Consider the following 21,810-nt stretch of genomic DNA (forward strand, 5'->3'; position numbering starts at 1 on the left):
GGGCGCGGACGCCGCGCCAGAGCCCGCCGGCAAGCGCCGCTCGGGCAAGGCGGCCGAACCCGCCGCCACGCCCGGCCAGGCGCAACTGGCCGAATTGCAGCAGCAGCTGCGCGCCTTGCAGGGCGAGGCGCCGCTGGTGCCCGCCTTCGTGGACGCACAGGTCATCGCCGAGATCGTGTCGGCCTGGACCGGCATCCCGCTGGGGCGCATGGTCAACGACGAAATCCGCACGGTGCTGGAACTGCAGCCCCTGCTGGCCGAGCGCGTCATCGGCCAGGACCATGCACTGCACGCCATCGCCCAGCGCGTGCGCACCGCGCGCGCCGGCCTGGAAGATCCCAACAAGCCCAAGGGCGTGTTCCTCTTCATCGGCCCCTCGGGCGTGGGCAAGACCGAAACCGCGCTGGCCGTGGCGGATGTGCTGTACGGCGGCGAACGCAAGCTGGTCACCATCAACATGAGCGAGTACCAGGAGGCCCATAGCGTATCGGGCCTGAAGGGCTCGCCGCCGGGCTACGTGGGCTACGGCGAGGGTGGCGTGCTGACCGAGGCGGTGCGCCGCCAGCCCTACAGCGTGGTGCTGCTGGACGAGATCGAGAAGGCCCATCCGGACGTGCTGGAGTTGTTCTTCCAGGTGTTCGACAAGGGCGTGATGGATGACGCCGAAGGGCGCGAGATCGATTTCCGCAACACGCTCATCATCCTGACGTCCAACGTCGGCTCGTCGGCCATCATGCAGGCTTGCCTGAACAAGAGCGTCGAAGAGCGGCCCGACCCCGAGGCCTTGCAGGAACTGTTGACGCCGCAGTTGTACAAGGCCTTCAAGCCCGCGTTCCTGGGCCGCATGAAGACCATCGCCTATTACCCGGTGGATGACGACGCGCTGGCCCGCATCATCGGGCTGAAGCTCGGACGTATCGCGCAGCGGGTCCAGGCCAACCACCGCGCCCTGTTCGAATGGGACGAGGCGCTGGTGGAGGCCGTGCTGGCGCGTTGCACCGAGGTGGATACCGGCGCGCGCAATGTCGACCACATCCTGAACGGCACGCTGTTGCCGCAGATCGCCGAGCAGGTGCTGGGCCGCATGGCGCAAGGCGAGGCCATCGCCCGCATCCGCGTGACTGCCGGCAAGAACGGCGATTTCCGCTATCGCCTTGCCTGACGCCGGAGCCTGACATGCCTTTGGACAACACCGGCCTTTCCCGAATGTCGATCGCGTCGGTCGATCAGGCCAATCGCCTGCTCGATTTGCGTACGCCGTTGGGTGCGAACCGGCTCGTGGCGGAAACGCTATCCGCCACGGAAACCCTGTCGGACGGCGCGTTCCGGCTCGAACTGACCGCCCTGTCCGACGATGCCGGCATTCCCTTGTCCGAACTGCTGGGCAAGCCGGCGACCCTGCGCCTGCAGACCGCGTTGGGCCGCGAACAGCCGCGCGTCTGGAACGGCTACATCACGGCGGCGCAGTTCCAGGGCGCCAACGGTGGCATGGCGCGCTACGGGCTGACGCTGGAGCCCTGGATCGCTTTTCTGCGCGCGCGCCGCGACAGCTTTGCCTATCAGGACAAGACGGTCTTTGAGATCGTCGACAGCATCTTTGGCGACTATAAGGACCAAGGAGGCCTCGCGCCGCAGTGGCGCTGGGTGGTGAAGGACCGCGCCGCGTACGCCAAGCGCAGCCTGACTGTGCAGTACCGCGAGACCGACCATGCCTTCGTCGAGCGTCTGCTGGCCGAAGAGGGCCTGTTCTATTGGGTGGAGCACGAGGCCGGCGAAGGTGAGGGCAGCCACACGCTGATCATCGCCGACCATAACGGCGCGTTTCAGCCCGGCCCGCAGGCCAGCGTGCGTTTCGCGCGCGCCGATGTCACGGAGACCGAGGACAGCATCCAGCAGTGGAGCCGGCGCGCGCGCTGGCAGACCAACGCGGTGCGCATGGCCAGCTGGGATTACCGCAGCGCTCAGGCCAGGCCGGTGGCGGCGCAGGTCGATGGCGGCGCCTCGAAGGGCGCGATGGATCTGGTCGTCAACGACTATCCCGGCCAGTACGCCTACGAGGACAGCGCGCAGGGCGAACGCCTGGCGCATATTGCGCTGGCCGCGCTGCGCGTGGGCCAGGACAGCTGCGAGGGTGCGGGCACCGTGCGCACGCTGGCGCCAGGCCAGCGCTTCGAACTGACCGGGCACTACCAGCAGGGCGGGTCCGACTACGTGGCGATCGCCGTGCGGCACGAGGCCCGCAACAATTTCGACGAGGACCTGGGCCGCGCCGTGCGCGAGGCGCTGGGCGAGAGCGGTCCGGAAGCGGCCGAGGCCGACTTCTACCGCAACACCTTTACCTGCATCGGCATCGATACTGAATTCCGCAAGGCCACGCGCGACGGACATGGCGAGCGCCTGCATCCCCGGCCCACCGTGTACGGCGCGCAGACCGCGCTGGTGGTGGGCGCGGAAGCGCCGGTGCATACCGATCGCGATCATCGCGTCAAAGTGCAGTTCCATTGGCAGCGTGGCAAGGCCTCCAGCAGCCGCCTGGAACATCCCTCGGGCGACGAGAACGCGCCCGCCAAGGATGAGCTGGGCACCTGGGTGCGCGTCGCGGAGCCCGTGGCGGGCGGCGACTGGGGCGGCAACTTCGTGCCGCGCGTCGGGCAGGAAGTGCTGGTCGAGTTCCTGCACGGCGACATCGACCGTCCCGTGGTGGTTGGCGCGCTCTACAACGGCGCGGGCGCCGAGGACGCGTCGCACAACCAGGTGCAGGGCGGCGCCGCCAACGCTACCGGCAACGCGCCCGCCTGGTTCGCCGGCGGCGCCGACGGCCATGCGCACAACGTGGTGATGTCCGGCTTCAAGACGCAGGCGCTCGCCAGCAGCGGGCAAGGCACCGGCGGCTACAACCAGCTGGTGCACGACGACACGCCGGGACAGGCGCGCCTGACGGCTTCGACCACGCAGGCCGAGAGCCGCCTGAACCTGGGACACATCAAGCAGCAGCGCGACAACGAAAGACTGCAGGACCTGGGCCACGGCGCGGAACTGTCGACCCGCGAGGCGGTGGCGCTGCGCGGCGGCGCGGGGCTGCTGATCAGCGCGGACGCGCGCAAGAACGCCAAGGGCGCGCTGCTGGATAGCGAGGAGGCGGGCCTGCAGATCGAGAACGCGATGCGCGCGGCCGAGGAACTGGCGCAGGCGGCAACGCGGCAGAAGGCCGTGCTGGAAGGCGATCCGGAAACGCTGCCGGCGCAGGACGCGCTGAAGCACGTGCTGGAGGTGATCGATGCGAAACAGGACGCGCCCGAAGGCGAGCCCGTCGCGGCCTATAGCGAACCGCAGCTCCAGGTGAGCGCGCCCAGCGGCATTGGGCAGTACACGCCGGCCGACGCATTTCTCGTGGCCGGCGCGACCTTGGCGCAGGTGGCGCCGGACGTGAACTGGGTCGGCAGCGCCAACCTTGCGATGGGCGTGGCGGGCGGCGCGGTGCTGTTCACTCTGGGACGCAAGGCTCCTGGCGGCAGCCCGGTGCAGGGCCAGGGACTGCTGCTGCATGCGGCCGGCGGCAAGCTGCGCCTGCACAGCCAGGACGCCAAGATGACGCTGTCCGCCGAAAAGGCAGTGACCTTCGCCTCGGCGCAGGCCGGTGTGACCGTGCAGGCCGCCAAGCGCGTGCTGGCAACGGCGGGCGGCGCCTACATGCGGGTGGAAGGCGGCGGCATTCAGCTGCATGCGCCGGGCAAGGTCGAGTTGAAGGCCGGCGTGCACAACTGGGTCGGCCCGGAAAGCAGCCAGGCGAATCTGGCCTTCAACGAAGCCAGTCCCTTGTGCGAAGCCCGGGTGCGCGGCGCGGCCCAGCGGGGCGGCGCCGTGGTGCCGCTGGGCTGAGGCGGGAGGACGGCGGCATGCTCGATTACCAGGCCTTCAACGCCTATGGCTTTGGCCTCATCCAGGATGAACGGACGCCCGGCGTGCCGGCCTGCGTCCAGGCCGAAGCCCTGGTGCCGCCGGCGCTGCGGAAAATGCCGGGCCTCATGCCCCGCTTGGTGGATCTGTCCGCCATGCCAGCGGCGGACAAGGCGCAGGCGCTGGCCAGCCTGAATCAGGCTCTGCTCGATGGCGCGGATCTCTGGCTCGGGCTGTTGCTTCACTCCGATCAGCCCGCCGATGCCGTTGCCGCGCATCTGCGGTCGCGGATGATCGTCGACATCGCGGGCCAGGGGCCGTGCTTCTTCCGTTTTTTCGACCCGCGCGTGTTGGTCCAGCTGCCATGGATGCTGGACCCGGCGCAGCTGGCCTGGCTTTGCGGGCCGGTGCAGCGCTTCGTGTTTCATCTGGACGGCGCATGGTGCGCCGTGGCGCGCCCCGACGCCGAGGCGGCGGCGCGCCCGAAGTTGGGCGTGGAGCAATCCTTTGCCTTGACCCAGATGCAGGCCCTGAATGAAGTGCTGTCAGATCTGGACACGCTGGAGCCCGACGGGCGCGTCGCCCTGGGCCAGGCAGTGATGGCGCATTTCCGCACGGCCCGGGAGCTGGGCCTGGCGACGGCGCAGGAACGCAAGGCGTTTGCACGGCATGGCCTGGACGTGCACCCCGCCTTCCACCGCCACGAGCGGGTACGCGCCTGCCTGGCAGCAATGCGGCCCGAAGATGATTACCCCTACCTTGCTGCGGTCCAGGATCTGTCTGATGAAGATTGGTCCAGCGTGCGCGCGGATATGGAACGAACTGGAGAGCCCGATGGCCGATGATGCAAAGAACTGCGGGAAGAAGCGCTCGTCGCTGGATTGCGGGGAGGATTGCCCGTTTCACCGGATCGGCCTGCCCATCATGCCGCTGCGCTACGCGGTGCTGAAGAACGACGGCGCCTTTCCGGCGCTGGACGGCGACCTGAACATGCCGCAGCTCGCCGAGAGGCCCCTGGGCGACAGCGCGCGCTATGGCGTGCGCCTGCTGCGCCCGGGCTATCTGTACGTCTATGACGAAGCGCGCTCTGAACTGAAGGGTTACTACGTCAACGAAAACGCCACCCTGTACAACTTCGATCTCGACAAGCCGGTGCAAGACTGCGACCGGACCTTTACTTGCACGATGGACCACGAAGCCAAGGCTTCGCTGCTGACCATTCCGAACGCCAAAAAGGCGACCTATGTCTGGCTGGCATATTCGGACGTGCAGTGGACCAAGGATGTGTGCAAGGCGCACAAGGGCAAGAAGGGCGCCGACATGCGCGAGCGGCACATGTTCAAGTTCGATGTGCAGGCTTGGCTCAGCAGCGGCAAGCATGCGAATGCCAAGAGCATCAAGACTCTGAAGGACACAGCCGCCGACTACCAGGTGCATCGCAAGCGCGATCTGGATCAACATCAGAAGCAGCAGTTCCTGGGTTGGAGCACCGTCGGCTATTACGACGTGAAGGGCTGGATGGGGGAAATGATCGAGAACGCCGCAGAGGCGTTCCTGCCCGGCAAGGGCCTGATGCTGGCGCTGCCGGACAGTACCGGCATCCTGCAGGATATCGCGCGGCTGATGCGGATCCGCTTTGACGATTTCGTCTCGAACAAGGAGGACTTGCGTCCGCTGACCGTGTCGAAGTCGATTGAGTCGCTGAGCGAAATCATCATGCAATCGGCCGAAAGCGACTTCCTGGAGCAGCGAGGCCGGGATGCGATCAACCACTCGGTCTATGGTACGACGACCCCGAGTATGGGAGCCGGCCCGGGAGGCGCGGGCGCGGGCGGGCTGGCGGTAGGCCAGCTACTGGCGGACTGGTTGATGCCCGAAAACAAGCAGCAGCGTATGGCCGAGGCGGAGAACTATCGCCATCCGACCGAGCAGGAGCGCGCAACGGTGCGCTGGGACGCCTGGAAGAAGTACTGCGAAAACTACGATGAGAACGCGCGCAGGGCGTGGCAGAAAGGGTTCGACGAGCGCCTGGCGAAATTTGACGCTGCGACCATCGTGCCCCTGGCAAAGGCGCACGTCGCTTGGATCACATGCCAGAAAACGCTGGATTCGTTCGAGTGCAACTACGACTCCAATAGCGCGGACAGCGGCGAGGTTTACCAGACAGTCTTCGCCTTGTGCATCGACGGAACCCAGGACAAGCGCATCTGCTTCAAGCAGTATACGGACTGGTTGCAGGGAGAGCCGGACGACACGCGCAACCTGCTGCTGCGCGCCATGTTCCACAACCAGGATTTCGTGGTCAAGAAAGTGGTTGAGGCGCATGAGGCTGCCCTCGACTGGAAAGCGATTCCCTGGGGCAATCTGCACGAGGCCTACAAGACCGGACTCAAGGTGCTGAGCGAAGGGCAGATGGACAAGACCGCGCGCCTGCTGGAGCAGCTCATGGGGCCGGTGGTGCAGGTGCTCAAGATGGGCGTGGATAGCGGCGTCGCACGCAAGCTGGCGATGTACGTGGGCCTGCTGGCGCGGCAGAACGTGGCGATCGTGGAGGTCGAAGGCGGGAAGAAGGCATTCCGCGCCGCGTTGATCCGCGAGGTCCTGCGCCAGCATGGCAGCCAAGTGAACATGCGGCAGATGGAGCAGGCGGTGGCCGATGAGCTACGGCGTTTGGAAGTGCGCGGCGAACAGCTGGAGGGCACCGACAAGAAGCGTTGGTTCATGCTGGTGGACAGGGATGCCGCAGCCAATGTGTCGTCGGACTTGCGGGCCGGCGACCGGGCCCGCGCCCTGGCGCAGACGACCATGACGGTCGAGGAATACGAAGCCAGGGAGCTGTCGCGCTGGCGCACTGCGATCAATACGGACGTCCGGGTCGGCGTTGTCGGCTGCCTGTTCCAGACCTTGGCGGTATACAAACTCTGGAGCGACCTGGAGTCGGCCATGCCGCACGAACGCAGCGACGCGAGCTGGAAATTCGTGGTTGGCATCGCATCGGCGGGCGGTTCGGTGGCCGACGTGCTGGGTGTGGCGCTCAAGTCCCGGCAGGCCGCCGGCATGCGGCTGGGCATGGGCGTGGGACTGGAAACCACGGGCTCGCTACTGGTGCGTTGGGGCGGCCGCATCGGGGTCGTCACCGGCGTCATCATGGCAGTGTTCGACCTCAAGTCCGCCAAGGACCAATTCGTGATCGAGAAGAACGGCCTGATGGGCGGCCTGTACATGGCCTCAGGTATCCTCAGCCTGGTCGTGATCGGTGCGTTCGCCCTGTCCGCCACGGTCGTGGGTCTGATCGCGGCGGTGCTCCTGATCATCGTGGCGATACTGATTGAAAAATTCAAGGGCAACAAGATTGATGAATGGCTCAAGCGTTGCCTGTGGGGCAAGCTGCAGGGCCAGTCCGGGACCGATTATTACTATGGAGTACAGCAAGAAATGAACAGCCTGCGCGTGGCGCTGGGAGGGTCGTGATGGACTTCACGGGGCTGATGTCCAGATTCCCCAACGACCGTCCATTGTCGGAATTCGACCGTGAACATCGCTTGCTGCAGAAAAAACGTCTCGACGTCCCGCTGCTGGCGCAGCTCTGCGTCGTGAAGATGAATTCCAACAGCTTGCTGTCGGTGGACCGCTGGTACGGCTGGCGGGGCTTCATCGCCTTGATCGGGGCCGTAGGCGTGGCCTTTGGCGTGGGCGGCATCCTGATGCTGGCCTGGATCCTGGTGGTGGATAACGTGCCCAATGAGAATGGCCTCTGGGAGGCGATCTTCTTCGGCATGGCGATGTTCGCCGCGCTGGGGTTCGCTGGCGCCTGGGTCGCGTGCAAGGAGATGTTCCGCTGGACCTACTATCCGATTGCGCTGGATCGCAAGCACCGTCTGGTGCATGTGTTCCGGTTGGATGGCACCGTTTTGACCGCGCCCTGGGACAAGATCTACTTCACGCTGGGCCGGGGCAAGGGCACGTTCGGCTGGCTCAACTGGGACATACGCGGCCTGATCCTGGCCGAGGACGGCGTCACGGTGCAGGAGACCTTCGCCTTCTGCATCGCCACCAGCCGCGTGGAGAACGCGTATTCGCACTGGGAGTTCCTGCGCCGTTACATGGAGGAAGGCCCGCAGGCGGTGCTGGACGCGGTCCTGTACTGCATGCCGGTGGACGGCAAGCGCGAGAGCTTCGCCTTTTCCAAAGAGCGCGTTTTCGCCAACGACGCGCAAAGTCCGAGCTTCATGTATCTGATGATGATGCCGTTCAACTACTTGCACGCCATCATGCGCTGGGCAGTCATGCAGACCAGCAAGATCCCGGCGTTTCCGCCGGAGATCGAGGCTACGCTGCAGCCTGAGCCGGGCGACAAATACGTGCGCGACGCGTCGATGAATCCCGAGGATCTGCGCTAGGCGCGGCCCCTGCGGCGGCGCGGGCGCCTGTATTTGCGCCAGGCGGATTTGCGCTAGGATTACCCCGACCATTCCGCCCCTCCCCCTGGAGCCCCCCGCATGACCGACCTCAGCGCCTTCCCCATCACCAAGAAGTGGCCCGCCCGGCACCCCGATTGCATCCAGCTGTATTCGCTGCCCACGCCCAATGGCGTGAAGGTGTCGATCCTGCTGGAGGAAACCGGGCTGCCCTACGAGGTCCACCGGGTCAGCTTTGACGCCCGGGACCAGTTTTCCCCCGAGTTCCTGTCGCTCAGCCCGAACAACAAGATTCCGGCCATCCTCGATCCCAATGGCCCCGACGGCAAGCCGTTGGCACTGTTCGAGTCTGGCGCGATCCTGATCTACCTGGCCAGCAAGGCGGGCAAGTTCCTGCCGGCGGACACGGCGGGGCGCTACGAGACGCTGCAGTGGATCATGTTCCAGATGGGCGGCATCGGCCCGATGTTCGGCCAGCTGGGTTTCTTCCACAAATTCGCCGGCAAGGACTACGAGGACAAGCGTCCGCGCGACCGGTATGCGGAGGAGTCCAAGCGCCTGTTGAACGTGCTGGACCAACGGCTGGCGGGGCGCGACTGGGTAATGGGCGATGAATACACCATTGCCGATATCGCCATCCTGCCCTGGGTGCGCAATCTGGTGGGCTTCTATGGCGCGGGCGAGCTGGTGGAGTTCTCGCGCTTCAAGAATGTTGCCCGGGTGCTGGAGGCTTTCGTGGCCCGCCCGGCGGTGGCCCGGGGCCTGACGATACCCGCCTGAGCGGCCGCGTGCTTGCGGTTTCCCGTCGTCCGCTGCGGGCTTGCGGCAAATCAAACAAGCCCGCAAGTTATATGTTTTTCGGTCATTAACTTATTACTGAAAGGCGTAAGCTTCCTCCATAAGCTGGACAGGCCGTACGAACACCCCGACGTGCACGCTGCCCAGCGTGCAACGGAGGGCAGTAATGAAGAGGATCGGGATCAAGGTCGCGGTGGGCCTGCTGGCGGCTGCGGGCCTGGCCATCGGCGGCGCGCAGTTGCTGACCGCGAATCGCAAGGCCGACGCGGTGGCGTCCGTCGACGTCAACGACAGGCGGCTGGTCGAGGCCGGCGCCTACATCGCGCGCACGGGCGACTGCGTGGCCTGTCACAGCGTGCCCAATGGCAAGCCCTTCGCGGGCGGCCTGGCGATGCAGACGCCGGTCGGCACCATTTATTCGTCGAACATCACGCCCGACAAGCAGACGGGCATCGGCGGCTACAGCTACGCGGATTTCAAGAACGCGGTGCAGTACGGCATCCGCAAGGACGGCACACCCCTGTATCCGGCCATGCCGTATCCCTCGTACGCCATCATGCCGGATGCGGACGTCCAGGCGCTGTATGCCTACTTCATGTCGCAGGTGGAGCCCGTCAGTCAGCCCAGCGCGGATTCCACCATTCCGTGGCCGCTGAACATGCGCTGGCCCATGGCCTGGTGGCAACTGCTGTTCGCGGGCAAGCGCGAGTTCGCGGCCCCGGCCGGCGCCGATGAAAAACTGGTGCGCGGCGCCTATCTGGTAGAAGGCCCCGGCCATTGCGGCGCCTGCCACACGCCGCGCGGCCTGGCCTACCAGGAACAGGCGCTGTCCCTGGCGGACGGCGACGCCTTCCTGTCCGGCGCGGTGATCGACGGCTGGCGCGCCAAGAGCCTGCGCGGCGAGGCCCAGGGCCTGCAATCCTGGAGCGCGCAAGACATCGAACTGTTCCTGAAGACGGGCCGCACCGACAAGGTGGCGGCATTCGGCGCGATGGCCGACGTGGTCGAGCACAGCACGCGCTATTTCACCGATGGCGACCTTGCCAGCATCGCGGCCTACCTGAAGCAATTGCCTGCGGCGGGCGGCAAGCTCGCCGCCTTCCCGCCCAAGGCCGACAGCACCACCGCATCCCTGCGCGACGGCCGCTACGACTCGCGCGGCGCGGTCATCTACGTGGAGCAGTGCGTGGTGTGCCACCGTGCCGACGGGCAGGGCATGCCGCGCATTTTCCCGGCGCTGGCGGGCAATTCGGCGGTGTTTGCGCAGAACCCACAGTCCATCATCCAGATCACGCTGGAAGGCGGCAGGATGCCGTCCAACGACACGGATGCCATGACGTTCGCGATGCCGGGCTTCAAGCACCTGAGCGACCGCGATATCACAGACGTGATCAATTTCATCCGCACAGGATGGACCAACCAGGCGCCCGCGATCGGCGAGAAGGACGTCGCGCATATCCGCGAGTTCCTGGCCAGCAAGAAGCCGAACATCGGCGGAGGCAAGCATGAGTAAGCACATCAGGATCGCCGCGCTGCTGGCAGCTGCCATCGCCGTGGGCGGCTGGACGGCTGCCACGGCCGAACCCGAGGCCGCGGCGCCAGGCGCGCGCAGCACTTTCCCGGTGCTGGACAAGGACGGCAAGCGCCTGCCGGACTACACCATTCCAGCGGACACCCAGATCGCCGCGCAGCCCAACGCCGAGCAGATCAACTACGGCAAGCGTCTCCTGACCGAGACGCGCCGCCTGCTGCCGCAGAACACGGGCGCCAGCCTGAACTGCAACAGCTGCCACGTGCAGGGCGGCAAGAAGCCGCTGGGTGCGCCCTACATCAACACGGTCAATTCGTTCCCGCAGTTCAATCCGCGCGCCAACCGGGTGGTGACGCTGGAGGATCGCATCAACGGCTGCTTCATGCGTTCGATGAACGGCAAACCGCTGGAGAAGGACTCGGCGGAAATGCAGGCCATGATCGCCTACATGAAGTGGCTGGCCCAGGACGTGCCGCACGGCGCCAAGGTACAGATCGAGAACGCCTGGCCGATAGACACCAAGCTGGTGCCCGACGCGGTGCGCGGCAAGAGCCTGTATGCGGCCCAATGCGCGTCCTGCCACGGCGCCAATGGCGAGGGCAAGAAGGACCATTCGGGCGATATCGCCTTTCCGCCCTTGTGGGGCGACGAGTCCTTCAACATCGGCGCGGGCCTGGCGCGCACCTACAAGGCGGCAGCCTTCATCCGCAACAGCATGCCGATGGGCGTGAACACGCACGGCAGCTGGGGCGAGGGCGGCGTGCTGTCGGACCAGGACGCGGTGGACGTGGCTGAATACTTCACCCACATGCCGCGCCCGGATTTCGCGGGCAAGGACAAGGACTGGCCGCAGGGCAAGAAGCCGAAGGACGCGCGCTACTGAGGCGCCGCGGCCCAGCCTCTACAATCGGCCCTGTCATCCCTTATGGAAAGCCGGGGCCGCCCATGGAACTGCGCCAACTGCGTTACTTCGTCCGCGTCGTGGAGGCGGGCAGCATCGGCCGCGCCGCGCAGTCCATCGGCATGGTGACCTCGGCGCTCAGCCAGCAGATCAGCCGGCTGGAGGGCGAATTGTCCACCCGGCTGCTGCGGCGCAGCGCCAGCGGCGTGGAGCCCACCGACGCGGGCCTGGCGTTCTTCCGCCAGGCGCAACTGGCGCTGCGCCACGCCGACGATGCGGTGCACGCGGCGCAGCAGGCCAGGCTGGCGGGCCACGTCAGCGTGGGCCTGCCTTCCACCACCGCCGCCATCCTCGGCGCGCCCTTCGTGCAAGCCATGAATGAGCGTTATCCCGACATCCGCCTGCATCTGGTGGAGGCGCTGTCGGGCCATTTGAGCGACATGCTCAACGGCCGCCTGCTGGACCTGGCCATCGTGTTCCAGGCCGAATCCGCGCGGCGCTGGAGCATTACGCCTTTGCTGGACGAGCCGCTGTTCCTGCTGGCCCATCCCGGCATGCCGGGTTTGCCGGCAGGCGACACCACCCGCATCGAAGCTATTGCGCATCTGCCGCTGGTCCTGCCCAGCGGACGCCACGGGCTGCGCGCGCTGGTCAACCACGCGTACCAGCAGTCGGGCCGCGCGCCGCTGGTGGCGGTGGAGGTGGATGGCCTGCCGGTGCTGATGGACGTGGTGCAGCTGGGTCATGTGGCCACCATCCAGCCCAGTTCCGCCATGGCGCGGATCGCGCCAGGCCAGTTGCACATGGCGCGCATCGACGACGCCCACCTGTACCGTCCCAATCTGCTGGCCAGCCTGTCCGAGGACGAGCTGTCGCCCGCGGCCCTGGCCGCCCGCCTGGTGCTGGCGGATGTCTCGCGAACGCTGGCGCGCGCGGGCAAATGGCCGGTGGTGACCCTTCACGATTCATGAAGACCTGTTGACGCCTGGCTGATATCGGCGGGTGCGCTTGCTCGCTACAGTCCGTTCCTTGGAAGAGGAACAATGGCATGGTCGATGTCTTGGTGGTGGGAGGGGGCAACGCGGCGCTGTGCGCGGCCCTGATGGCGCGCGAGGCCGGCGCCAGCGTGCTGCTGCTGGAAGCGGCGCCGCGCGAGTGGCGCGGCGGCAACTCGCAGCACACGCGCAATCTGCGCTGCATGCACGATGCGCCGCAGGACGTGCTGATCGAGGCCTACCCTGAGGAAGAATACTGGCAGGACCTGCTCAAGGTGACGGGCGGGCTGACCAACGAACATCTGGCGCGCCTGGTCATCCGCGAATCCTCCACCTGTAGGGACTGGATGCGCCGCCACGGCGTGAATTTCCAGCCGCCGCTGTCGGGCGCGCTGCACGTAGCGCGCACCAATGCTTTCTTCATGGGCGGCGGCAAGGCCCTGGTCAACGCCTACTACCGCAGTGCCGAGGCGCTGGGCGTGCAGATCCGCTACAACGCCCCGGTAGACTCGCTGGAGCTGGACGGCGGGCGCTTCGTGGCGGCGCGCGTCGGCGATGAACGCATCGAGGCGCGCGCCTGTGTGCTCGCGGCCGGCGGCTTCGAGTCCAACCGCGAGTGGCTGCGCGAGGCCTGGGGCCAGAACGAACGCGGCGAATGGCCGGCCGACAATTTCCTGATCCGCGGCACCCGCTACAACATGGGCGTGCTGCTGAAGTTCATGCTGGATGCGGGCGCGGACCGCATCGGCGATCCGTCGCAGTCGCATTGCGTGGCCATCGACGCGCGCGCACCGCTGTACGACGGCGGCATCTGCACGCGCATCGACTGCGTGTCGTTGGGCGTGGTAGTCAACCGCGAGGCTCGCCGCTTCTATGACGAAGGCGAGGACTTCTGGCCCAAGCGCTACGCCATCTGGGGCCGCCTGACGGCCATGCAGCCGGGGCAGATCGCCTATTCCATCATCGACGCCAAGGCCGTCGGCCGCTTCATGCCGCCGGTATTCCCCGGCGTGCAGGCCGACACCTTGCCGGAACTGGCCGTGAAGCTGGGGCTGGATCCGGCGGTGTTCGAGCAGACGCTGCGCGACTACAACGCGGCCTGCCGCGTCGGCAAGTTCGACCATACCGCGCTGGACGACTGCCATACCGAGGGCCTGGCGCCGGCCAAGACGCACTGGGCGCGGCCCATCGACACTGCGCCGTTCTATGGCTATGCCTTGCGGCCCGGCATCACCTTCACCTACCTGGGCCTGAAGGTGGACGACACCGCCGCGGTCCGGTTCAACGACATGCCCAGCGACAACCTGTTCGTCGCGGGCGAAATGATGGCCGGCAATGTGCTGGGCAAGGGCTATACGGCCGGGGTGGGCATGTCCATCGGCACGGCCTTCGGCCGCATCGCCGGCACCCGGGCCGCCGCCGCCGCGCGCGGCCGGCACCACGCGGAAGCACGATATGAAGCAGCTTGAAGCCCTGGCGCGCGAGGCGCAGTCCTTTTCCACGCCGCATGCCGAGGCGGCGCCCGTCATGGCCGAGCAGCCGGTGCGCTGGCTAGGCAAACAGGCCAAGCCCCGGGCGGAGCTTCTGACCGGCGATGAAACCGAGGTCGCCCGCGTCATGCAGATCTGCAACGCCTGCCGCTATTGCGAAGGATTCTGCGCGGTGTTTCCCGCCATGACCCGCCGCCTGGAATTCGGCAAAGCCGATCTGAACTACCTGGCCAATCTGTGCCACAACTGCGGCGCCTGTTTGCACGCTTGCCAGTACGCGCCGCCGCACGAGTTCGCGGTGAACGTGCCGCAGGCCATGGCCCGGGTCCGGATGCAGACCTACACCGATTACGCCTGGCCCGCGGCGCTGGGCGCGTTGTACAAGCGCAATGGCCTGGTGTTGTCGCTGGCGACCGCCGCCGGCCTGGCGCTGTTCCTGACGCTGGCCGTGCTGATGGCGGGCGGTCTGTTCCACGAGCCGATGGCCGGCAACTTCTATGCCGTGTTTCCGCACAACACGCTGGCGCTGATGTTCGGCGTGGTGTTCGGATTCTCGATGCTGGCCTTGGGCGTGGGCGTGACGCGCTTCTGGCGCAATGTCAGCCCGGGGGCGGCCACGGGCGCTGCGGTGGCGGAGGCGGCGCACGACGCGCTGCGGCTGCGTTATCTGGATGGGGGGCATGGCAAGGGCTGCAACAACGCGGACGACGCCTTCACCTTGTGGCGCCGCCGGTTCCATCACTTCACGTTCTATGGGTTCATGCTGTGCTTCGCCGCCACTTGCGTCGCGACGCTGTACCACTATCTGCTGGACTTGCAGGCGCCGTATCCGTTCTGGAGCGCGCCGGTGCTGCTGGGCACGGCGGGTGGCATCGGCCTGCTGATCGGGCCGGCGGGGCTGCTGTGGTTGAACTTCAAGCGTCATCCGCAGCAGGGCGACGCGGCGCAAAAACCCATGGACCGCGGCTTCATTGCGCTGTTGTTCCTGACCAGCGCCACCGGCCTGGCCTTGTTGGCCGGCCGCGACGGCGGCGCGATGGCGCTGCTGCTGGCCATTCATCTGGGCGTGGTGATGGCGCTGTTCCTGACCTTGCCCTACGGCAAGTTCGCCCATGGCATCTACCGTTCTGCCGCGCTGCTGAAGTGGGCCATCGAGAAACGCCAGCCCAACAAGCTGCAGCTGGGCTCGGACTGAAGGGCCGCGTAGTGGCGGGGATTTGACGGCGCCCGCCGACGGCGCCGCGACCGATAACAAACCAGGAGACTTCAATGTTCCGTACTTCCTTGCTGGCGCGCACCGCGCTGGCCGCCTGTCTGCTGCCGGCCTTGCCGGCGGCGCAAGCCCAGTCCTTCCCCTCGAAGCCGATCACGTTGGTGGTGCCGCACTCGGCCGGCGGCACCTCGGATATTCTTGCGCGCACGGTTGCAGCCGAGGCCGCCAAGACCCTGGGGCAGACCATCGTCATCGACAACAAGGGCGGCGCCAACGGCACCATCGCCGCCAAACAGGTGGCGACATCCGCGCCCGACGGCTACACGCTGTTGCTGGCCACCGCCAGCACGCATGGCATCAATCCGTCGTTGTACTCGCGCATCTCCTATGACGCGGTGAAAGACTTTACGCCGGTGACGCTGCTGGCCACGGTGCCCAACGTGCTGGTGGTGGGCAAGCAGGTGCAGGCCGCGAACGTGCAGGAGCTGGTCGCCTATATCCGGTCGCAGGGCGACAAGATCAATATGGGCTCGGCCGGCGCGGGCACTCCCGGCCACCTGGCTGGCGAGATGTTCAAGAGCGCCGCGAAGCTCCAGTTCACGCACATTCCCTACAAGGGCGGCAGCCCCGCCATCACCGACCTGATCGGCGGCCAGATCGACTTCATGTTCACCACCATCCCTGGCGTGCTGCCGCACGTGAAGGCCGGCACGCTGCGCGCGCTGGCGGTCACGTCGCCGCTGCGCTCGCCCGCCATGCCGGACATTCCGACCATGGCGGAATCGGGCCAGCCGGGCTTTCAGGCCGTGTCGTGGCACGGCGTCGTCGCGCCGGCCGGGACGCCGGATGCTGTTGTCGCCACCTTGAACCAGGCCTTGAGCGGCGCGCTGGCCGCGCCGGCCGTCAAGCAGCGTCTGATGGAGGAGGGCGCGCAGGCCTCCAGCTTGAACACCACTGCGTTCGGCGGCTTCATCCAGAGCGAGATCGCGGCCTGGGCCAAGGCGGTCAAGGACTCGGGCGCGACCGCGAACTAGAACTTGTAGCGCAACTGCGCCAGCACGTTGCGCGGCGCGCCGTAGTAGACGGAGTTGTAGTTGCCGATGCCGGAGTAGTAGGTCTTGTCCAGCACGTTGTTCAGGTTCACGGTCAAGCGCAGGTCCTTGTTGAAGTCATAGGCGGCCATCAGGCCGAGCACGCCATAGCTGTCTTGCGTGAAGCGGCGGCTTGCGCCGTTGACGGTCTGCGCGAAGTAGGTGCCTCCTTGCCAATGCACGTTGCCGCCCACCGTCAGGCGGTGCCAGTCTCCGGGCAGGCGATAGGTGGTGGCCAGCTTGAACAGCTGCTCCGGCTGGGTCGTACTGACGCGCTCGCCGGCGCGGTCGCGCGAGCGGCTGTAGGTATAACCGGCATGCAGCTGCCAGCCGGGCAGCAATTCTCCGGATACCTCCAGCTCTATTCCCCGGGTCGTTACGCCGGGTACGGCGATGTAGGCGGTGCCGCCAGTGGGCGTCATGGCGCCGCTGGGATCCAGTTCGGCGACGTTGTCCTGCTTGAGCTGGAACAACGCGACGCTGGCGTTCAGCCGGCCGTCCAGGTATTCGCCCTTGGCGCCCACTTCCACGCTCTTGCCCGTCATGGGATCCAGCTGGCGATTGGAGGCGTCGAAGTTGAAGGCCTGCGGCTTGAACACGTCGGTGTAGCTGGCGTAGACGGTGTGATAGGCGTCTACATCGAACGTGATACCGGCATACGGGATGAATTTGTTCTTCACCTCGGTGCCGTAGTTGCCGCGGAAGCCGCTGCTGAAGACGGAATTCTGCTCCCAGCGGTAGTCGGTGAGCCGTCCGCCCAGGATGAATGCGAGCCTGTCAGTAGGATGCAGGACGGTGGCGCCATAGAGGATCTTCTGCGACACCTCGATATCATGGTCCAGCAGGCGTTTGTAGACCGTGGGCTTGAAGCTGTTGTTGTTCCAGTTGAAGGCGTCGTTGATGATCGTGTCGCTCAGGCCATCGTCGCGTCGCGACGTCGAATGCGTGCGCGCGGCGTTGTAGCCGAACACCAGGTCGTGGCGGCGGCCCAGCAGCGAGTACATGCCGGAGGCCTGCAGGTCCACGCTGTTCTCGCGCGAATCCGTATCGAACAGGCTGGCCTGGCCGAGGCTGTGGCTGATGGCGTGCGTCTTTGCGTCGATGAATGAGCCGCCCATCCCCGCGATCATCTCGCGGGAGGAATAGTTCCGATGCCCGGCGGCCAGCTTGAGCTGCCAGTCGTTGTCGAAGGTGTGCGTGACGTCGGCGAAGTAGCGCGTAGTCTCGTGATTGCGCCAAGTCCACTTGTCGGCGGGATTGGTCGAGCGCGAGAAGCTCGCCTGCCGGCCGTCCGAGTAGAACGCGGGCAGATGGATGTTGGACGAGGCGTCGTTCTTGTTCTTCTGGTATTCGATACCCAGCGTTGCGGTCGTGCGCGGGGTAATGTCGGCCTCGACGATGCCGTAGAGCACGTCTTCGCGGGTCTTCGTGTAGTCGATGAAGCTGGCGCTGTCGTTCACCGCGGCGACCATCCGGCCGCGTATCCTGCCGTTCTCGGCCAGCGAGCCGCCCAGGTCCAGTTCGCCCCGGTACTGGTCCCAGGACCCGGCGCCGGCGGTGACGCTGCCCTGGAACTCGCGGGTGGGCCGCTTGCGGATCAGGTTGATGACGCCCGAAGGATAGCCGGCGCCATTGACCAGGCCGGTGGCGCCCTTGAGGATCTCGACGCGGTCATAGATGACCGAGCTGCTGATGCTGTAGTTGTCGCGCACGTTGCCGCCGTCGCTGGACAGGCTGGGCAGTCCGTCGAACTGGAAATTCTGCAGCTGGAAACCGCGGGAATAGAAGCTGTAGCCTTCGGAGTTGCTGCGGCTGACGACCACGCCGGGCGCTTGCTCCAGCGCGTCGGCGATGGTGACGATGCCCTGGTCTTCCATCTGCTGGCGCGTGATGACCGTGACGGACTGCGGCGTTTCGCGCAATGACAGGCGCATACGCGTCGCCGAGCTGGATTCCGGCACCGTATACGAACCCGTACCCTCGCTGGGCGGGATGATGCTGCTGGCCGTGACCATGACTGGCTCCAGCGATGTCACCGCGCCGGCATGGGGCTGGAGGCGCACGCTCAGCACCCCAGCGGGGGTGACGACGAGTTCCAGACCCGTGCCTGCCAGGGCCTGCCGCGCCGCGGCTTCGGCGCTCAGCGCGCCGCGCACGGGCGCGGCTTGCCTGCCCGCGACGAGTTCGGCATTGGCCGAGATGGTGCGGCCGCTATGCAGCGAGATCCGGCTCAGCGTGTCCGCCAAGGGGGCAGCGGGCAGGTCGTAGGACTGCGCGGCCTGGTGCGTGGGGGCGGCGTCCTGTGCGGTCGCGGACGGCGTCAACGCGCAGGCGCTGAGAGCGCTGGCGACGAGCGCCGCACTACGGCTCAAGGAGAAATTCATGATTCAAGATGTCCGGCGAAGAAAAGGGATTTCGGTTGCGTCACAGGTAATGACGGATACCCGACCTCAATCCCCTCATCGCCGCGCGAAGGCGTGCGTTTTTTTCTTATGCCGAGTCCACCAGCGTCAACCACGGACCGTAGCGACGGACTTGTATCGGCAAGGTTTCGCCCAGGGCCAGCAGGGTCTGGCGCGGGTCGTCCAGCGGGAACACGCCGAAAACGCGTAGCGCACCAGCCTCTGGCGACAGGCGGATCACGCCGGCCTGATAGGCGCGCAACTGCTCGATGACTTCGGCCAGGCGGGCATCGCGCACGCTGAGGATGCCGCTGCGCCAGCTGGCTTGCGCGACGTCTTCCCGTTGCCAGGCGCGGTCGCGGTCGAAGGCGGCCGTGCCGGCTTGCGGCAGTATCAGAGGACTGCCGCGTTCCGGCCGCAAGGTCAGCGTGCTTTCAAGAGCGCTGGCCACGGCATAGGTATCGAACTGGCTGACCGCCAGATGCGATGCGCCGCCATGCACGGCGCCGTATTGGGTCTGCACCACGAAGGGCCGGCTGTCGGCGCGGGCCTCGGCATAGAGCCCGCCCTGGCGCAGCAGGACAAGGCGCCGCGTATCGTCATAGCGCACATCGGCGGCCGAACGTGCGTTGAGCGTCAGCATGGAGCCGTCCTCCAGCGTGTAGGTCTGGCGTTCCCCGGTATGCGTGGAATAGGTCGCGGACAGTCCGGCAAGCGGAATGTAGCGGTCTGCGATCAGGGCGCCGGCGGATACGCCGGACAGCAGCATGGTCAGTTTCAGCAGGCGACGCCGGTCCAGTCCGCTGTTTTGCAATAGGGCGGCGCGCGCGGCGCGGACGGGTCCGGGGGCGGTGTCCGCCGCGCCTCGCAGCCTGGCCAGCGGCTGCTGCATGATGCCGTCCACCTCGGCCCAGGCGCGCGCATGGTCAGGATGGTTGTTCAGCCATTGGGCGAAGCGCTGGCGGTCGCCGTCGGTAGCCTGGCCTGACGTCAGCAGCACGATCCAGTCGACCGCCTGTTCCAGCTGCGCGTCGCAGGCGGGGCGCGGCAGGGAGGCGCCGCTCATGCCGCTCATGCCGCTTGTGCGGCGCGACGCGCGGCGAGGCAGTGCAGGAAGGCGCGCTTCACGTGGCGCTCCACCGTCGCCAGCGACAGGCCCAGGGTTTGCGCAATGGCGGGATGGGTCATGCCGTCCAGCCGGTTCAGCAGGAAGGCGTGCTTGACCGGCACCGGCAGTCCATCCAGCAGGTGATCTATTTCCATGACCGCCTGCTTCAGCATGATCAGCGTCTCGGGCGATGCCGCTATCGGCTCCTGCTCCAGCGCAAGCGCCTGCAGATAGCGCGCCTCGACATCGCGCGCGCGCCACAGGTCGATGGTGAGCCGGCGGGCCAGCGTCAGGAGATAAGCCCGAGGTTCGGACAAGGCGGTGGCGTTGGCGGAGGTGAGGACGCGGACAAACGTGTCCTGCGTGAGGTCGGCGGCGTCGGCGCGGTTGTTGACGCGCCGGTTCAGCCAGCCGAGCAGCCAGTCATGGTGTTCCGCGTAAAGCCGGTGGACGTTTTTGTACGCGGGGGAATCCATGAAGGGCCGGGCCACAAATCAGTGTCAATAAGAATAACACTCATTTATAACTTGAATCGCCCGTCAGGACAACGTGCTGCTAGCCGGCCAGCAGCTTGCCCAGCGTCGCCATGCCCTGTTCCATCTCCGGATTCCAGGGGTGCCCGCCGTTCAACCGCAGGAAGTTGCCGAAGCCGCCGGACGCCGAAAACAGCGGACCCGGGGCGATGCTGATGCCGTGCCCGAGCGCCGCACGGTGCACCTTGAGCGTGTCGATGTGGGCCGGCAGCTCCACCCACACGAAGTAGCCCCCCAGCGGCCGCGTCGCGCGCGTGCCCTTGGGAAAGTAGCGGGCGATGGCTTGCAGCAGTTCCCCTTGCTGCTGGGCCAGCGCCTGGCGGAATTGGCGCAGGTGGCGGTCGAAGCCGCCTTTTTCCAGATAGGCGGCGATGGCGGCCTGGGTGGGCGCCGCGGTCGCCAGGCTGGTGGTGAGCTTGTTGCGCATGATGCGCCGCGTGTAGCGGCCGGCGGCCACCCAGCCCACGCGGTAGCCCGGCGCCAGGGTCTTGGAGAACGAGGAGCAGTGCATCACGATGCCGTCGCGATCGAAGGCCTTGGCCGGGCGCGGGCGGCTTTCACCGAAGTACAGCTCGCCGTAGACGTCGTCCTCGATCAGCGCCACGTCGTGGCTGGCCAAGAGCCGCACCAGCGCTTCCTTCTTGTCGTCGGGCATCAGGCTGCCCAATGGATTCTGGAAGTTGGTCATGAGCCAGCAGGCCTTGGGGCGATGGCGCAGGATGGCTTGCTCCAGCGCTTGCAGGTCTATGCCTTCGCGCGGATGCGTGGCCACTTCGATGGCGTGCAGGTGATTGCGTTCCAGCGATTGCAGCGCGGCGTAGAAGGTGGGGGACTCGACGATGACCGCATCGCCGGGGCTGGTGACCGCCGCCAGGCTCAGGTTCAACGCGTCCAGCGCGCCGTTGGTAATGATGATGTCGTCCACCGGCACCGACATGCCGTCGGCCAGGTAGCGCAGCGCGATGGCGCGGCGCAGCGCGGCGTCGCCCGGGCTGAGGTCGTCGATCGAGCCCCAGGGATCCAGGCGCTGGACCGTGGACGCCATGAACTTCGCCAGGCGTCCGTAGGGCAGCAGCGACGGGTTGGGAAAGGCCGAGCCGAAAGGCAGCATGTCGCGGCGCAAGGTGGCGTTGAGCACCTGCAGCACGTTGTCGCTGACGTCCACCGGATGGCGTCCGGCGTTGGCGCTGGACAGGCCGTCGAGTTCCGGCAGCGTGGCGTGCGGCGCGCGCAGCACGTAATAGCCGGAGCGGTCGCGGGCGCGGATCAGGCCGCGCGCCTCCAGCAGGTAATAGGCCTTGAACACCGTCGAGGGGCTGACCCCGCGGCTGGCGCTGGTCTGCCGCACCGAGGGCAGGCGGTCGCCCGCCCGCAGCAGGCCCGATCGGATCGAGGCGGTGATTTCTTCTGTCAGCCGTTCATAGCGCTTCATG

The 21,810-nt window shown here is 66.6% G+C and carries 16 protein-coding genes; 12 read left to right on the plus strand and 4 right to left on the minus strand.

Features of this window, described 5'->3' with window-relative positions:
- The 12 genes from AC6LKD_RS12845 to AC6LKD_RS12900 all read left to right on the plus strand — a co-directional run.
- The coding region (locus AC6LKD_RS12845; RefSeq protein WP_498116453.1) for an AAA family ATPase at positions 1–1,162 on the plus strand (1,162 nt) is incomplete at its 5' end.
- 14 nt (positions 1,163–1,176) lie between these two features.
- Positions 1,177–3,879, plus strand: a complete 2,703-nt coding sequence (locus AC6LKD_RS12850; protein ID WP_498116454.1) for a type VI secretion system Vgr family protein — start codon at positions 1,177–1,179, stop codon at positions 3,877–3,879.
- A 17-nt stretch (positions 3,880–3,896) separates the two neighbouring features.
- Complete coding sequence (locus AC6LKD_RS12855; protein ID WP_492274248.1) at positions 3,897–4,742, plus strand: DUF4123 domain-containing protein; 846 nt, start codon at positions 3,897–3,899, stop codon at positions 4,740–4,742.
- The gene (locus AC6LKD_RS12860; protein ID WP_454696447.1) at positions 4,732–7,368 is read left to right on the plus strand and encodes a T6SS effector BTH_I2691 family protein; all 2,637 of its coding nucleotides are present in this window, start codon (positions 4,732–4,734) and stop codon (positions 7,366–7,368) included. Before AC6LKD_RS12855 ends, AC6LKD_RS12860 begins: the two co-directional genes overlap by 11 nt.
- Positions 7,369–7,385: 17 nt before the next feature.
- Positions 7,386–8,297, plus strand: a complete 912-nt coding sequence (locus AC6LKD_RS12865; protein ID WP_498116455.1) for a DUF6708 domain-containing protein — start codon at positions 7,386–7,388, stop codon at positions 8,295–8,297.
- Between the two features lie 99 nt (positions 8,298–8,396).
- Positions 8,397–9,095, plus strand: a complete 699-nt coding sequence (locus AC6LKD_RS12870) for a glutathione S-transferase N-terminal domain-containing protein (protein WP_498116457.1) — start codon at positions 8,397–8,399, stop codon at positions 9,093–9,095.
- A 184-nt stretch (positions 9,096–9,279) separates the two neighbouring features.
- A complete protein-coding gene (locus AC6LKD_RS12875) occupies positions 9,280–10,626 on the plus strand; it encodes a c-type cytochrome (RefSeq protein ID WP_498116459.1) in 1,347 nt (448 codons plus the stop codon).
- A complete protein-coding gene (locus AC6LKD_RS12880; RefSeq protein ID WP_498116461.1) occupies positions 10,619–11,527 on the plus strand; it encodes a c-type cytochrome in 909 nt (302 codons plus the stop codon). Before AC6LKD_RS12875 ends, AC6LKD_RS12880 begins: the two co-directional genes overlap by 8 nt.
- 62 nt (positions 11,528–11,589) lie before the next feature.
- Positions 11,590–12,516 (plus strand): LysR family transcriptional regulator, encoded by a 927-nt coding sequence (locus AC6LKD_RS12885; RefSeq protein ID WP_013396277.1) that lies wholly within the window; start codon positions 11,590–11,592, stop codon positions 12,514–12,516.
- 77 nt (positions 12,517–12,593) lie between these two features.
- The gene (tcuA, locus tag AC6LKD_RS12890; protein WP_498116463.1) at positions 12,594–14,009 is read left to right on the plus strand and encodes an FAD-dependent tricarballylate dehydrogenase TcuA; all 1,416 of its coding nucleotides are present in this window, start codon (positions 12,594–12,596) and stop codon (positions 14,007–14,009) included.
- Positions 13,996–15,225 (plus strand): tricarballylate utilization 4Fe-4S protein TcuB, encoded by a 1,230-nt coding sequence (tcuB, locus tag AC6LKD_RS12895; RefSeq protein ID WP_498116465.1) that lies wholly within the window; start codon positions 13,996–13,998, stop codon positions 15,223–15,225. The genes tcuA and tcuB overlap by 14 nt, the downstream gene beginning before the upstream one ends.
- 74 nt (positions 15,226–15,299) lie before the next feature.
- Complete coding sequence (locus tag AC6LKD_RS12900; protein ID WP_498116467.1) at positions 15,300–16,277, plus strand: Bug family tripartite tricarboxylate transporter substrate binding protein; 978 nt, start codon at positions 15,300–15,302, stop codon at positions 16,275–16,277.
- Here the strand turns inward: AC6LKD_RS12900 and AC6LKD_RS12905 are convergent.
- From AC6LKD_RS12905 to AC6LKD_RS12920, 4 genes are all read right to left on the minus strand, one after another.
- Positions 16,274–18,718: a TonB-dependent siderophore receptor gene (locus AC6LKD_RS12905; RefSeq protein ID WP_498116469.1), complete on the minus strand. Its 2,445-nt coding sequence runs from the start codon at positions 18,716–18,718 to the stop codon at positions 16,274–16,276. The two genes, AC6LKD_RS12900 and AC6LKD_RS12905, sit on opposite strands and share 4 nt — an antisense overlap.
- A gap of 106 nt (positions 18,719–18,824) precedes the next feature.
- On the minus strand, positions 18,825–19,802 hold the full coding sequence (locus tag AC6LKD_RS12910) for a DUF4880 domain-containing protein (protein ID WP_498116470.1): 978 nt from the start codon (positions 19,800–19,802) through the stop codon (positions 18,825–18,827).
- Positions 19,803–19,807: 5 nt separating this feature from the next.
- Complete coding sequence (locus AC6LKD_RS12915) at positions 19,808–20,320, minus strand: sigma-70 family RNA polymerase sigma factor (RefSeq protein ID WP_207472438.1); 513 nt, start codon at positions 20,318–20,320, stop codon at positions 19,808–19,810.
- 79 nt (positions 20,321–20,399) lie between these two features.
- Positions 20,400–21,809 carry an aminotransferase-like domain-containing protein gene (locus tag AC6LKD_RS12920; protein ID WP_013396270.1) on the minus strand — a complete coding sequence of 470 codons (1,410 nt, stop codon included), beginning with the start codon at positions 21,807–21,809 and terminating at the stop codon, positions 20,400–20,402.
- Position 21,810 lies beyond the last annotated feature (1 nt).

The sequence above is a fragment of the Achromobacter sp. D7-1 genome, from assembly GCF_059760445.1.